Here is a 14,204-nt window from a genome sequence, read left to right on the forward strand (position 1 = left end):
AAAATTTGGGCGCTGTTTTAATTAATAGCGCCCTTTTTAATCTAAATTTTTTATGACAGATGAAAATGAAGAATTAAGACCCTCAAAAATGAGAGGAGTTGCATTTCCTAAAGCTAAATACGGTGTAATTTTAGCAATAATAATTATCATAGTTGTAAATTTGATTTATTATAAAGAAACTATCTTATCTTTTTTTAAATAATTATGTTAAGCTAAGTAATGGCTAAAGACTTATTTAAAATTGCAAAACAAAAAAAAATTAAATATTTTTTAATTAGCTTTGTCGATCTTTTTGGGGTTTTAAGATCAAAACTTGTTCCAGCTCATGCAATCAAAGAAATGCAAAATGCAGGTGCTGGTTTTGCAGGTTTTGCAGCATGGCTAGATATGACGCCAGCAGACTCTGATATGTTTGGGATCCCTGATCCTGATAGCTTGATTCAATTGCCATGGAATAAAGAAGTTGGATGGTTAGCATCTGATTTATGGATGAACGGTAAACCAGTGGAAGCATCGCCAAGGGTAATGTTAAAAAATCAAATTAAAAAACTTAAGAAACAAAATTTGACAATGAAGTCAGGTGTTGAATGTGAATATTTTTTAATATCACCTGATGGAGAGTCGATTGCAGATCCAAGAGATACCCAATCAAAACCTTGTTATGATCAATCTGCATTAATGAGAAGATATGATTTAATTAAAGAAATTTGTGACTGCATGATTGAAATGGGATGGGGTCCCTATCAAAATGACCATGAGGACGCAAATGGACAGTTTGAAATGAATTGGGATTACTCTGACTGCTTAGAAACTGCAGACAGACATACCTTTTTTAAATACATGGTTAAAACAATTGCTGAAAAACACGGATTAAGAGCAACATTCATGCCTAAACCATTCAATAATTTAACAGGTAATGGGTGTCATGCTCATGTATCAGTTTGGCAAGGTAAGAAAAATAAGTTTCTAGATAAATCTGATAAACTTGGATTGAGTAAAATTGCATATAATTTCTTAGGTGGAGTAATTAAAAACGCATCATCGTTATCGGCATTTTTTAATCCAACAATTAATAGCTACCGAAGAATTAATGCACCACCTACAAAATCTGGAGCATCATGGTCACCAAGCAGTATTTCTTACACTGGAAACAACCGAACACATATGATTAGAATTCCTGATCCAGGAAGGTTTGAATTAAGGTTAATGGATGGATCTGCTAATCCATATTTATTACAAGCTAGTATTTTGGCTGCTGGCTTAGATGGTATCAAAAATAAAATCAATCCCGGCAATCCTTTGCATTGCAATATGTACGAAGACTTTGCAAAATATCCTGACTTACCAAAATTACCAGATGAGTTAGATCAATCACTTTCTCAATTAAAAGATAATAAAAGTATGAATGAAGCTTTTGGATCAGATGTTATTTCAAGTTATATAAAATTAAGAGATACAGAAATTAAAGAATTTAAATCAAAAGAAAGTTTTGATAAGGCCAAAGCAGTCACTAAATGGGAAAAAGATAACACATTAGATTGTTAGTTTATGAGTATTTTATCTAACGGTCATCAATGGAAATTGACTGAATTTACTGATAATAAAAAATATTCATTTGATAAAGATCAAATCTTAAGCTCATTAACCTTAAAAGATATAGATGATGCTTACAATTCTATCTCAAAATGGGAAGGATACTCCCCTACACCCTTAATTAAATTAAACAAATTAACAAAAGAATTAAATTTAAAAAATATTTTTTATAAAGACGAAAATAAAAGATTTAATTTAAAATCCTTCAAAGCACTAGGAGGAGCTTATGCTGTTGAAAAAGTTACTAAAGGAAATAAAGAAATAGTCGTAGCGACTGCTACAGCTGGAAACCATGGTAGATCTGTTGCTTGGGGTGCAAAAAGATTAGGTTTAAAATGTAAAATTTTCATAAGTGAATTTGTAAGTGATGCAAGAGGCAAAGCTATGGAAGCACTTGGTGCAGAAGTTATAAAAGTTAAAGGCAATTACGAAAATTCTTTGATTGAATGTATAAAACAATCTACAGAAAATAATTGGCAAATAGTTCAGGATGTTGCTTGGAAAGATTATATGCTAGTGCCTAAGTATACAATGGCTGGTTATTCAGTAATGATGAAGGAAATAGCTGAACAAATTAAAAATGAAAAAATTTCTCATATTATTCTACAAGCTGGAGTCGGTGGTATGGCTGGTGCAATGGTAGCTGGGATAGCGAGATACCTAGATAATATTCCTACGATAATTGTTGTAGAACCAGATAGTGCAGCTTGCGTAATGGAAAGTATTAAAACTGGAAAAATTGAAAAAATTGATATTAAACGAGAAAGTTTAATGGGCGGAATGTCGTGTGGAGAAGTGTCACTTGTGCCATGGGAAATCTTAAAAAACTCAGTTAAACACTGTATAAGTTTACCTGATGATGATATTGCAAAAACTATGAAATTACTTGGAAATGCAAGCTTTAGTGAAGAGAGTATAATAGCAGGTGAAAATGCTGCACCAGGTGTAATTAGTTTAATTGCAAGTTGTGAAGATGAAACAATTAAGACAAAAATTGATCTTAATGAAAATTCTAATGTATTAATTTTTGGTTGTGAGGGTGATACCGATCAAGAAATGTATCAAAAATTAGTAAATCAAAAATAATTATAATGAAAAGCACTGGAATATTTTGGATTAGAGAAGATTTTAGAATTGATAATAATCCAGCTCTTTCCTTTGCAACCAATAACCATGAGAATGTGATTGCGTTATATATTTATAACAATAATGAATTTGATAACAAAAGAGAAGCTCAGAAATGGTGGTTATTTAAATCATTAGAGTCAATAAAAACAGAACTTTTAAAATTTAAAATCAATCTAGAAATTTTAAAAGGTGATGAGTTAGATATTTTTTCAAAGCTTAAAAAAAAAGATAATGTATGTATCTATTGGAATAAAATTTATGAACCAGATGTTATATCTAAAGGAAAAAAAATAAGAGATGTATTTATAAAAAACGAAATAGAATACAAATATTTTAAAGGAAATATTTTAAATGAATTTCAAGAAGTAACTAAGAATGATGGTACACCATTTAAAGTATTTACACCTTTCTGGAGAACTGCTGAACAAATTTATCTAAATCAACCTCCAAGTAAAAATTACACTGTAAAAAAGAAAACTATAGCCATCAATTTTTTTAAAAATTCTATAGATCTCAAAAATATTTTGCCCAATAAAAAATGGTATGAAAAATTTGATAAATATTGGAAAGTTTCAGAAAATGACTCTCAAAAGATTCTAAAGGATTTGTTAGAAAATAAAATCAAAGATTATGGGACTAATAGAGATATCCCTTCTATAAATGGTACTTCAAGGTTATCTCCATATTTAAAATTTGGTCAAATTCATGTGAATACAATTTGGAAAAAGTGTAGTGAGCTCAAATCAAAAGGTATAGGGTATAGAAAATATATAAACGAACTTGGTTGGCGAGAGTTTTCTCATAGTTTAATTAATTACTTTCCTAAATTCTTAAAAGGCAATTTTCGAAAAGAATTTGACAAATTCCCATGGGCTAAAAATGAAAAGTTTTTAAAAGCATGGAAAAAAGGTATGACAGGTTATCCGATAGTTGATGCTGGTATGAGAGAATTATACGAAACTGGATGGATGCATAATAGAATTAGAATGGTTGTAGGATCCTTTTTAGTAAAACATTTGAGAATTAATTGGATAGAGGGAGAGAAGCATTTTAGAAACTGCTTACTTGACTTTAATAAAGCTAATAACGTTGCACAATGGCAATGGGTTGCTGGTTGTGGAGCTGATGCTGCGCCATACTTTAGAATTTTTAATCCTATTCTTCAGGGAGAAAAATTTGATAAAGAAGGAATTTATGTAAAAAAATGGGTTCCTGAATTAAAGAAAGTTCCTGCAAAATTTATTCACAAACCTTGGGAAATGGAAGTCAAATATCAAGAGGCTATTAAAACAATTATAGGTAAAGACTATCCACAGCCAATAGTTATTCATGAAAAAGCAAGAGCTGCTGCATTGAATGCATTTCAATCTCTGAAGAAAAAATAACTTATTCTCCTAAAAAATGATGAATTATAGATCTTTTTTGAGACTCTAATCTGTGTTCAAACAGATAGAGACCTTGCCAAGTTCCCAGTAACAATTCTTTATTTTTGATACTAAGAGTAATTTGATTATTCGTTAATGCAGATTTGATATGAGCTGGCATATCATCTTTACCTTCAGTTGTATGAATATAAAGCGAATTATCCATTGGTACTAACTTGTCAAAATATTTAATCAAATCAGTTTGTACATCTGGGTCTGCATTCTCCTGTACAACTAAAGACGCGCTTGTATGCTGAATACTTAAATTTAAAATTCCATTCTTAAAATTATTTTCATTTATCCAATTAAGAGTTTGATCTGTAAATTCATATAAATTTTGACCATTGGTGTTTATTTGAAGATTAAAAAATTCTTGTTTCATGAATTCATCTCTTTAGATGTTAATTCGTATAATCTACTGATTGTTCTCTCAAATGGTTTTTCTAATAGTTTTGATGATGTAAATTTATCCAAACTTTGATTAGCTGTTACTGCAATTGGAACACTATTATCATAAATTATATCTAATAAAGTTATAAATCTTTGCTGTTGGTTAGAATTAAAATTATCAAACTGTGGTATTTGATCGATTACTATAAAAACACAATTTTTAATAATTTCTAAATAATCTTCTGCACCTAAATTCTGATCACATAATGTTTTAAAATCAAATCTAGCCACTCCTTCATAAAAATTTTCTATTTTAAAATTTCTTCCTTTTACATTAATTATTTTCTCAGTTTTATTTTTATCCTTAGTAATAGTTCTAAAAAATTTATTTATTTTAAAATTAGTCTCCTCATCAAGTGGAAAAAAGTATCTATCTTGAGAATTATTAGATTTTCTATAGTCATCTTCAATTACAAGTTCGTATTGAAAAGATTGATCCTCCATTATTTTTATAAATGGTTTGAACTGATCTCTTTGAAGACCATCTTTGTAAAGCTCAGAGATTTTAGTATTTGAGGTTACGATTATTTTTATATCTTCTTTGAAGATTTGATCAAATAATTTTCCTAAAATCATAGCATCAACTATGTTAGTTACCTGAAACTCATCAAAATAAATTAATGATGCTTTTGATTTTAAATCTTTAACAAATTCATTAATAATATTTTCTTGATTACTACCTTTTCTTTCATGAACAAAATCATGGAAACTCAACATAAACTCATTAAAATGTAATCTTAATTTCTTGTGATCTATTTGATCAAAAAAGAAATCTAAAATCATTGTTTTGCCTACACCAACATCTCCATATAAATAAAACCCCTTTTTAAAAGATTGGCTTTGAAAAATTTTTGATATTAATGATTTGAAATTACCCTCGTAATATTCTTGTAATTTTTTTATTAAATCTATCTGACTAGGATTAATTTCTAAATTTTGTTTTTTACAGTGGGATATAAAATCTTTTTCAAAAGATAAGGCCATTAACTTCTTTTAGTTTTAAAATCGATACCATATTCTGATCGTGGTCCTTTTCGTAAACCAAATGGTCCTGGAATAAATATTGTCATGGGTTTTGTGCCTGGTTCTAAGTCAACTCTATGAAAAGCATTTGCCGATCTAAAACCAATGTATCCAGGCTTTCGCCAAAATCTTCCATTTTTTGTTGTTTCCCAGTACCCTCCTCTTAAAATTATTGTAATGTATGGGCATAAATGGTTATGCACCCCATCACCATGATCATCATCTAACATTTCATGAATTAATATATTAAATGGAAACCATTTGGGTCTATTTCTGAATATCACATAATATCTATTCATCCACGGTTTTGCTTGATCAAATTTTGGGTGTGATGGTCCTCTATCTAGAACTACTTTTTTTCTTCCGATCTTTTCTAAAAATTTCAAGATCATATTTAATTGTATTGTACGATAGAACCGTTTCTAACTACATACAAATTATTATCAAATATAAATGGTTCTGAAACAATGTCTCCAGAGACTTTTTCTACGTTTAAAACTTTTCCTTCACTTAAATCAGCAATTATTATTTTTCCGTCAGTATTTGTTAAATACAAATTAGTATTACCTATCACAAAACCAACTGGTTCAATTTCTTTTCTTTTTTTTATTTTATAGTTATTAAAAAGATCTGTAATTCTAAGAATATTGCCTTTGTTTTTTTCAACAACATACAAATATCCATCATTAGAAACTGTAAAAATCAAATTGCCAGTAATTATTGGAGTAATATTTGAATTTAAATCATTTATCCAATTAACTACTCCTGTTTTAACATCTACTGAATAAAATTCATTTTTATTATTTGAAAAATAGACAGATTTTCCATCTGATACTAGTTTTGATATTTTGAAATTATAAGTTTCATTAATAATACTACTGCTTTGAGTTGGTAACTGCCAAGTGATTAATCCAGTCTCAATATCAACTGCTGTGATATCTCCAATTGAGTTACTAAACACCACCATTTCGTCAATTAAAATTAATGAATATTTTGCATTTGATATTGTAAAAGAATCTTCTGTTTGCAAATTCCAACATTCAGATCCGTCTTCAATTTTATAGCATCTCAAAGTATTTTTATAATCAACAACAAAAATTTTGTTTTTATAACTTTTGATATCTGAATTAAATGGATAGGTATTATTTTTTGTCCAATTCAATTCACCTGTTTCAAGATTAATCGAATAATATTTAGCAATACTGTCTGTAATGAATATACTATTTTCTTTAATTGCAAAATTTAACTTTGGTCTTAATTTTTTTTCTGACTTGGTGTAATGATTTTTTTTCCATAACACTTTTTTATTATTATCATATCTAATAATTGTACCTTTTTTATCAAAGAAAATTAACCCATCTGATAGGAAAATTGGTTTGTAATTAAGATTATTTATCTCATCTAACTTTGAAAATTTAAAATTACCTATTTTTTCTAATTGGCCATCATAGCTTTGAGCACCGTAGTTATTGGTATTATCTATTATTTTGTTGGTTGTTCTTAATCCAGATAAATCGAGTTTAACTTCTTGATTAAATTCAGAGGCTTTTACCTCTTCCTCTGCAAATATTTTTTTTACATTTTCTTTTTCTGATAAATCTTTTTCCTTATCTTTCCAAATTCTTGAATTTTCATTGAAAGAACAATTATTTAAAAGAAAAAATGTAATAAATAATGCTAATAGTCTAATCACTCAAATCTCTGTTTAATCTTTTCTCTGATTCTATTCTTATATCTGGATTTGGATTTTCTAAAGTCGTTATTTGTTGAAAAAATTCTTTTGCTTTTTGTTTTTGATCTTGTGCATAAAAATATTCGGCCATTAAGTATAATGCGTGCGATTTCCATACACTTTCTGAATTAATTAATGGATTTAGCATATTTAGTAAATCAGCTTCATTTGCCTGATCTGCATTAAATAGTGCCTTTTTATAGATAACTAAATTTTTAATTTCTTTATCTAGTGATGTTTCATCGATTATGACATCAAATAATTTATTAACCTCGCTTTGATCAGAAAGGAGATTGTTATCAATTATAAAATAAAGAGAGAGCGGAGAATAAGTAGGATCTTTTTGATTAATTATCTCCAATAATTTATTTAAAGTTGTCTCTTTAGCACTTTCAGAGTGATCAATAGTAATTGCATTAAAATTATCAGATATCTGTCTTTTTTTATCAGTTGTATATTTATCGTAACTGTAAACACCTATTACAACCAAAACTAAAACAATAACTGAAGAAATTAGAACCTTTTTGTTATTAACAAAAAAATTCTTAATTTTTTCGTTTCTAGTATTTGCATTTATTATTGATAAATCTTCATCCATATCAAATCATGTTCCTTAGCACATATTGGAGAATTCCTCCATTTTTATAATACTCCAGCTCATTTTTAGTATCTATTCTAGATAAAGTCTTCACTTTTTTAATTTCTCCAGAGATATATTTGATCTCTATAACAACTTCATCAGAAGGATTTATGCCTTTTTCAATATCAACTACACTTATTAGTTCTGAGCCAACTAAATTTAAGCTTTTTCTATTTTCTCCATCTTTAAATTGCAGTGGTAAAATTCCCATTCCAATTAAATTTGATCTATGAATTCTTTCAAAGCTTTCAGCAATAACTGCTTTTACACCTAAAAGTTTAGTTCCTTTAGCAGCCCAATCTCTCGAAGAGCCAGTTCCATATTCTTTACCACCTATTACTACTAAATCAGTTCCTCTTTTTTTATACTCAACAACTGCATCATAAACGGGCATTACTTTTTCTTCAGGATATAATTTTGTAAATCCACCTTCAGTTCCTGGTGCCATTTCATTTCTAATTCTAATATTAGCAAAAGTTCCTCTCATCATAACTTCATGATTTCCTCTTCTTGAACCGTAAGAATTATAATCTTTAGGTAAAATTTGATGTTCCATAAAATATTCTCCAGTCGGACTATCTTTTTGTATACTTCCAGCTGGTGAAATGTGATCTGTTGTTATCATATCACCCAATATTAATAACGGTCTTGCATCTTTAATTTCTTTAAATCCTTCTGGCTCATCAGACAAACCTTCAAAGAATGGAGGTTTTTTTACATAAGTTGAACCTTCATCCCATTGATAGATACTGCTTTTTTCAGTTTTAATTTGTTGCCATTGAGTAGGACCATCAGAAACATTTGAGTATCTTTGAATAAACATATCAGCATTCAAAGATTGTTTTAGAGTATCTTCTATTTCTTGATTTGATGGCCAAATATCTTTTAAAAATATATCTTTCCCATCTTTACTTTTTCCAAGAGGATCTTTGTATAAATCAAACTCCATATGTCCTGCTATTGCGTAAGCAACCACCAATGGTGGGGAAGCTAAATAGTTTGCTTTAATATGTGGGGAAATTCTTCCTTCAAAATTTCTATTTCCTGATAGTACAGAAACGGCGTGAATATTTTCTTTTTGAATCGCTTCTACTATATTTTCAGGTAATGGTCCTGAGTTTCCAATACAAGTAGTGCATCCGTATCCAACTAAATTAAAACCTAATTGATCTAAATAAGTATTTAAACCAGCTTTTTCTAAATAGTCAGTCACTACTTGAGATCCAGGTGCTAATGATGTTTTAACCCATGGTTTAACTTCTAAACCATACTCAACAGCTTTTTTAGCAAGCAAACCTGCTCCAATTAAAACATTTGGATTTGAAGTATTGGTACATGAAGTTATAGCAGCAATTAAAATTGAACCATCTTGAATTTCATAATCAGTATTTGAAACTTTTGATATTGATTTTTTATCTTTATTAGTTGCTTCAGATAAAACTTTTTTAAATGAAGTTGGTGCATCAGTTAACAAAACTTTATCCTGAGGTCTTTTTGGCCCAGAAATAGTTGGTACAACCGTAGACACGTCTAATGAAATTACATCAGTAAATTCTAAATCATTACTTGCCCATAACCCTTGTTCTTTCGCGTATTTTTCAACTACTTCGACAGTGTGCTGATCTCTTCCTGAAAATTTTAGATATTTCAAAGTTTCATCATCTATTGGAAAAAAACCACAAGTAGCACCGTATTCTGGAGCCATATTTGCAATAGTTGCTCTATCTGCAAGAGTTAGATTTTTTAATCCATCTCCATAAAATTCTACAAATTTTCCAACAACACCTTTATCTCTTAACATTTTAACCACTGTTAAAACAAGATCTGTTGCCGTCGTACCTTCGGGCATTTTATTTTTAACTTCAAAACCAATCACTTCAGGTATCAACATAGATATAGGTTGACCTAACATTCCTGCTTCTGCTTCAATACCTCCTACTCCCCAGCCTAAAACAGAAAGTCCATTAACCATCGTTGTATGGCTGTCTGTGCCGACAAGTGTATCTGGAAATATATATTTCTCACCTTTAAATTCTTCAGACCAAACTACTTTAGATAAGTATTCTAAATTTACCTGATGACAAATTCCTGTTCCTGGAGGGACAATTCTAAAATTATCAAAAGCTTGTTGTCCCCATTTTAAAAATGAATATCTCTCACCATTTCTATTGAATTCAATATCTACGTTTTTTTCAAATGAATCTGCTTTTGCAGATTGATCAACTTGAACAGAATGATCAATTACAAGATCAACTGCTGATAATGGATTGATTGTATTGGGATCTTTATTTTTTTCTTTAACAGCCTCTCTCATTGCAGCTAAATCTGCAACAGCAGGAATTCCTGTATAATCTTGAAGCAAAACTCTTGCAGGTCTATATGCAATTTCAGTTTTTGATTTTTTTGTTTCCAGCCAATTTTTAATTGCTTCTATTTGAGATTTTGTAACACTCAAATCATCTTCGTATCTTAATAAATTTTCTAATAAAACTTTTAGAGATTTTGGAAGTTTATTAATTCCATCTAGCCCATTTTTTTCTGCTTCGCTTAATGAGTAATAATTATACTCTTTGTTGTTGATGTTAATTTTTTTAAGAGAATTATAAGAATTTTTTTTTCCTGGTGTCATATTTTATAAATAAAAAGTTATTATGCTTGTTAAAAGAAGCAGTGACATAGCATAATTAAAATAATTAATAAATTTCTGATTTGTCGCAAATTTCCTAAAGAATTTACCCAAAAATGTCCAAAGAGTTATACTCGTTACCGAAACTAGTAAAGCCATAACAAGAATTTGAGTCGTATAACTCATAAATGTTTCTCCTGGGTTTATATAAGTAGATACAAGAATTATAGATGCAATTACACCTTTTGGATTTAGAAACTGAAAGATAAAAGTTTCATGAAATTTAATCGGATTTTTATTTTTATTTTCTTGATTTGATGGACCTGAAAAAGAAATTTTATAAGCTAAAAAAATCAAAAATAGAGTTCCTAAATATTTTAATATTTCTTGAATTAAAGGATAAAGCTTAAATATATTTATCAAACCTAAAGCTAGGCATAATAATAAAAATGGGAAACCTAGTGTAACCCCGATTATATGTGGAAGTGTTCTAACTATACCAAAGTTAAAACCAGAATAAAAAGCTACAAAGTTATTAGGACCAGGTGTAAATGCAGCAACAATTCCAAATAAAGTTATCGAAAGAATTTCAGGATGCATTGCTAAGCAATTGGTAAACCATTCTCAGCTTTTTGTGACGGGTGTACTAAAGTAACTTTCCCTTCAGCATCTATTGCTCCTAAAACTAATACTTGTGAAACTACACCAGCAATATTTTTCTCAGGAAAATTACAAACTGCAATGACTTGCTTTCCTTTTAAATTCTCCTCATTATAATAATGAGTAATTTGAGCTGATGATTGTTTGACGCCAATTTCACTTCCAAAATCTACTTCAACTACTAAAGATGGCTTTCTAGCCTTTTCATTTTTTTTAACTGAAATAACAGTGCCAACTCTAATATCTACTTTGTCAAAAGTGTCATAGGTAATTTGCTCTTTAATCATAATATAATATAGTGTTTTAAGTATATGAGTATAGATAACAATTTATATGAAAAATCAATCAAGATTTTAACTGACTTAATTGCATTTAAAACTATCTCAGGCCAAGATAATAGTAATTTGATTGATTATTGTGAAAACATTTTAAATAACATCGGAATAGATACTTTCAAAGTTTACGATGATGATAAAAAAAGAGTTAATCTTTTTGGAACTTTAAAAGCAAAAAATCAAAGCATAAAAAAACCAATCATTCTATCAGGACACACTGATGTAGTTCCAGTTTCTAAAGGTTGGAGCACCGATCCATTTGTTGCTACAATTAAAAACGATAAACTTTATGGAAGAGGATCATGTGACATGAAAGGTTTTATTGCATGCACACTTGCTTATGCACCAATCTTTAAAGAAAGTAATTTAGATAGAGACTTACATTTCTGTTACACTTTTGATGAAGAGACTGCATGTATTGGTGCTCCTCTGTTGATAGAGGAATTGAAAAAAAGAGATATCAAAAATGGAATTTGTATAATTGGAGAACCAACTACAATGAAAATAATAGATGCTCACAAAGGTATGAATGAATATACAGTTCACTTTGGAGGACTAGCAGGACATAGTTCAAAACCACATTTAGGAGTAAATGCTGCAGAGTATGCTACTAGGTATGTTGGAAAACTTTTAGAAATAAGAGAACAGTTAAAAAAACGAGTTAAAGAAAACAGTATTTTTGATCCTCCACATTCAACTTTATCAATTGGAGGCATTAAAGGTGGTATTGCTCATAATGTTATTGCAGACAAATGTAGTGTTGAATGGGAAACAAGGCCAGTTGTCAAAGAAGATGGTGAATTTGTAACAAATGAAATTGATAAATATGCAAATGAAATACTTTTACCAGAAATGAAAAAAGTATTTCCTGATTCTTATATAAAAAAAGAAACGATTGGTGAAGTAGTTGGGTTTAATAGATTAGATGAGTCTGAAGCATGTGAATTTGTATCAAATATAACTGGTGATAATTCAAGGGAAGTAGTTTCTTTTGGTACGGAGGCTGGTCTATTCCAAGAATTAGGAATCAGTACTGTTGTTTGTGGACCTGGATCTATAGAACAAGCTCATAAAATTGATGAGTTTATAGAATTAAACGAAATGAAAAAATGCCTTAAATTTTTAGAAGGTGTAAAAGATAAATCGGTAAATTAACTCCAACCACCCACAGCTTTTACTTCTAAAAATTCCTCTAAGCCGTGTTCACCTGCTTCTCTACCAATACCAGAGTGTTTAAAACCTCCAAATGGTGCATCAACTGCAATACCAGCTCCATTAACATCCACCATTCCAGATCTTAATTTTCTGGCAACTCTTTGAACTTTTTGAGAGTCTTGAGTTTGAATATAGTTTGTTAATCCATATGAAGTATCATTTGCAATTTTAATTGCTTCTTCCTCTGTTTCAAACGGGATAACAGATAAAACAGGTCCAAAAATTTCAGTTCTTGCAACATCCATATCATTATTTACATCTGCAAAAACGGTTGGTTTAACAAAGTAACCTTTGTCTAATCCATCAGGTTTGCCTGTTCCTCCAGCAACTAATTTTGCTCCTTCATCAATACCTTTTTGAATTAAAGTTTGAATTTTATTGAATTGAGTTTCTGAAATAACTGGACCTATGTGCTCTCCTTCTTTTTTAGGATCACCTACTTCAAAATTTTCAGTATATTTTTTTAATCTCTCTATAGCTTCATCATACATTGATTTTTCAACCAACATTCTTGTTGGGGCATTACAAGATTGTCCAGAATTTCTAAAACATCTTAAAGCACCTCTTTCAATTGCTTCTGGATCGGCATCTTTAAAAATTATATTTGCGCCTTTACCACCTAATTCTAAGCTTACTCTTTTAAAATCTTTAGCAGCATTTTGAGAAATCAAAGCTCCAGCTCTTGTTGAGCCTGTGAAAGAAATCATATTAATATCTGGATGGCTTGTAAGAGCATCACCTGTTGTTGCTCCATCACCATTAACTAAATTAAACACACCTTTTGGAAATTTTACTTCATCAATAATTTCAGCAAGTATCATTGATGAAAGTGGTGCTAATTCTGATGGTTTTAAAACCATTGTGCAACCTGCAGCCATTGCTGGCATTACTTTTAAACAAACTTGATTCATTGGCCAATTCCATGGTGTTATTAATGCACAAACACCTTTGGGTTCATAAATTAATCTTTGGTTAGGAGCGTGTTCTCCTAAAGGTTTTTCAAATTCGAAATTTTTTAAATATCTGATGAATGATTTAATATGACTTGCTCCTGTTCCTGCTTGTAATTTTGTAGCAAAGTCTTTTGGTGCACCCATTTCAAGAGTTATGGCTTCTGCAATATCTGCCCATCTTTTTTTATAATTTTCATAAAGTTTTTCTAATAATGTGATCCTTTCTTCTTTAGAGGAAAAGGCCCAAGACTCGTAAGCATCTTTTGCTGCGGTAACTGCTAAATCAACATCTGCTTTATTTCCCAAAGTAATTACAGCACAGTTTTCTTCTGTAGCTGGATCGATTACTCTAATTTCTTCGGCGCTATTTGGTTTAACCCAAGCACCATTAATATAAAAATTTTTTTTATCTAACATGATTAAAA

The 14,204-nt window shown here is 29.8% G+C and carries 14 protein-coding genes; 5 read left to right on the forward strand and 9 right to left on the reverse strand.

The annotated features are described in order from the left end of the window. The first annotated feature begins 52 nt into the window (after window positions 1-52). From ACTTA4_RS04040 to ACTTA4_RS04055, 4 genes are read left to right on the forward strand one after another with little or no spacing between them, the layout of a single operon-like run. A complete protein-coding gene (locus ACTTA4_RS04040) occupies window positions 53-202 on the forward strand; it encodes a hypothetical protein (protein WP_262590388.1) in 150 nt (49 codons plus the stop codon). 17 nt (window positions 203-219) lie between these two features. After that, window positions 220-1,545, forward strand: coding sequence for a type III glutamate--ammonia ligase (glnT, locus tag ACTTA4_RS04045; RefSeq protein ID WP_440633626.1), 1,326 nt, complete (start codon window positions 220-222; stop codon window positions 1,543-1,545). Window positions 1,546-1,548: 3 nt separating this feature from the next. Then, a complete protein-coding gene (locus ACTTA4_RS04050; protein WP_440633627.1) occupies window positions 1,549-2,679 on the forward strand; it encodes a diaminopropionate ammonia-lyase in 1,131 nt (376 codons plus the stop codon). Window positions 2,680-2,684: 5 nt separating this feature from the next. After that, window positions 2,685-4,106 (forward strand): cryptochrome/photolyase family protein, encoded by a 1,422-nt coding sequence (locus ACTTA4_RS04055; RefSeq protein ID WP_440633628.1) that lies wholly within the window; start codon window positions 2,685-2,687, stop codon window positions 4,104-4,106. A 1-nt stretch (window position 4,107) separates the two neighbouring features. On the opposite strand, the gene ACTTA4_RS04060 is transcribed toward ACTTA4_RS04055, so the two are convergent. From ACTTA4_RS04060 to ACTTA4_RS04095, 8 genes are read right to left on the reverse strand one after another with little or no spacing between them, the layout of a single operon-like run. Beyond that, the gene (locus ACTTA4_RS04060; protein ID WP_440633629.1) at window positions 4,108-4,527 is read right to left on the reverse strand and encodes a secondary thiamine-phosphate synthase enzyme YjbQ; all 420 of its coding nucleotides are present in this window, start codon (window positions 4,525-4,527) and stop codon (window positions 4,108-4,110) included. Next, window positions 4,524-5,579 carry a cell division protein ZapE gene (gene zapE, locus ACTTA4_RS04065; RefSeq protein WP_440633630.1) on the reverse strand — a complete coding sequence of 352 codons (1,056 nt, stop codon included), beginning with the start codon at window positions 5,577-5,579 and terminating at the stop codon, window positions 4,524-4,526. The genes ACTTA4_RS04060 and zapE overlap by 4 nt, the downstream gene beginning before the upstream one ends. Further along, window positions 5,579-6,010: a hypothetical protein gene (locus ACTTA4_RS04070; RefSeq protein WP_262590382.1), complete on the reverse strand. Its 432-nt coding sequence runs from the start codon at window positions 6,008-6,010 to the stop codon at window positions 5,579-5,581. Before ACTTA4_RS04070 ends, zapE begins: the two co-directional genes overlap by 1 nt. A 2-nt stretch (window positions 6,011-6,012) precedes the next feature. Beyond that, window positions 6,013-7,311 (reverse strand): outer membrane protein assembly factor BamB family protein, encoded by a 1,299-nt coding sequence (locus ACTTA4_RS04075; protein WP_440633631.1) that lies wholly within the window; start codon window positions 7,309-7,311, stop codon window positions 6,013-6,015. Then, window positions 7,304-7,948 carry a tetratricopeptide repeat protein gene (locus tag ACTTA4_RS04080; RefSeq protein WP_440633632.1) on the reverse strand — a complete coding sequence of 215 codons (645 nt, stop codon included), beginning with the start codon at window positions 7,946-7,948 and terminating at the stop codon, window positions 7,304-7,306. The genes ACTTA4_RS04075 and ACTTA4_RS04080 overlap by 8 nt, the downstream gene beginning before the upstream one ends. 1 nt (window position 7,949) lies before the next feature. Further along, window positions 7,950-10,619, reverse strand: coding sequence for an aconitate hydratase AcnA (acnA, locus tag ACTTA4_RS04085; protein ID WP_440633633.1), 2,670 nt, complete (start codon window positions 10,617-10,619; stop codon window positions 7,950-7,952). Between the two features lie 3 nt (window positions 10,620-10,622). Beyond that, a complete protein-coding gene (locus ACTTA4_RS04090) occupies window positions 10,623-11,216 on the reverse strand; it encodes a LysE family translocator (protein ID WP_440633634.1) in 594 nt (197 codons plus the stop codon). Between the two features lie 2 nt (window positions 11,217-11,218). After that, window positions 11,219-11,560 carry a tRNA-binding protein gene (locus ACTTA4_RS04095; protein ID WP_440619473.1) on the reverse strand — a complete coding sequence of 114 codons (342 nt, stop codon included), beginning with the start codon at window positions 11,558-11,560 and terminating at the stop codon, window positions 11,219-11,221. Window positions 11,561-11,587: 27 nt separating this feature from the next. On the opposite strand from ACTTA4_RS04095, the gene argE reads away from it, so the two are divergent. Next, complete coding sequence (gene argE / locus ACTTA4_RS04100) at window positions 11,588-12,766, forward strand: acetylornithine deacetylase (protein ID WP_440633635.1); 1,179 nt, start codon at window positions 11,588-11,590, stop codon at window positions 12,764-12,766. On the opposite strand, the gene ACTTA4_RS04105 is transcribed toward argE, so the two are convergent. Beyond that, window positions 12,763-14,196, reverse strand: coding sequence for an aldehyde dehydrogenase family protein (locus tag ACTTA4_RS04105; protein WP_440633636.1), 1,434 nt, complete (start codon window positions 14,194-14,196; stop codon window positions 12,763-12,765). The two genes, argE and ACTTA4_RS04105, sit on opposite strands and share 4 nt — an antisense overlap. Window positions 14,197-14,204 lie beyond the last annotated feature (8 nt).

The organism is Candidatus Pelagibacter sp. HIMB1485, from assembly GCF_052048055.1.
Classification (GTDB): Bacteria; Pseudomonadota; Alphaproteobacteria; order Pelagibacterales; family Pelagibacteraceae; genus Pelagibacter.

Excerpts from the sequence above, each read along its gene's own strand:
- ACTTA4_RS04060 (WP_440633629.1), bottom strand. The coding sequence starts at position 4,527 with ATGAAACAAGAATTTTTTAATCTTCAAATAAACACCAATGGTCAAAAT.
- ACTTA4_RS04040 (WP_262590388.1), top strand. The coding sequence starts at position 53 with ATGACAGATGAAAATGAAGAATTAAGACCCTCAAAAATGAGAGGAGTT.
- glnT (WP_440633626.1), top strand. The coding sequence starts at position 220 with ATGGCTAAAGACTTATTTAAAATTGCAAAACAAAAAAAAATTAAATAT.
- ACTTA4_RS04055 (WP_440633628.1), top strand. The coding sequence starts at position 2,685 with ATGAAAAGCACTGGAATATTTTGGATTAGAGAAGATTTTAGAATTGAT.
- ACTTA4_RS04080 (WP_440633632.1), bottom strand. The coding sequence starts at position 7,948 with ATGGATGAAGATTTATCAATAATAAATGCAAATACTAGAAACGAAAAA.
- acnA (WP_440633633.1), bottom strand. The coding sequence starts at position 10,619 with ATGACACCAGGAAAAAAAAATTCTTATAATTCTCTTAAAAAAATTAAC.
- ACTTA4_RS04050 (WP_440633627.1), top strand. The coding sequence starts at position 1,549 with ATGAGTATTTTATCTAACGGTCATCAATGGAAATTGACTGAATTTACT.
- ACTTA4_RS04070 (WP_262590382.1), bottom strand. The coding sequence starts at position 6,010 with ATGATCTTGAAATTTTTAGAAAAGATCGGAAGAAAAAAAGTAGTTCTA.
- ACTTA4_RS04090 (WP_440633634.1), bottom strand. The coding sequence starts at position 11,216 with ATGCATCCTGAAATTCTTTCGATAACTTTATTTGGAATTGTTGCTGCA.
- argE (WP_440633635.1), top strand. The coding sequence starts at position 11,588 with ATGAGTATAGATAACAATTTATATGAAAAATCAATCAAGATTTTAACT.
- zapE (WP_440633630.1), bottom strand. The coding sequence starts at position 5,579 with ATGGCCTTATCTTTTGAAAAAGATTTTATATCCCACTGTAAAAAACAA.
- ACTTA4_RS04105 (WP_440633636.1), bottom strand. The coding sequence starts at position 14,196 with ATGTTAGATAAAAAAAATTTTTATATTAATGGTGCTTGGGTTAAACCA.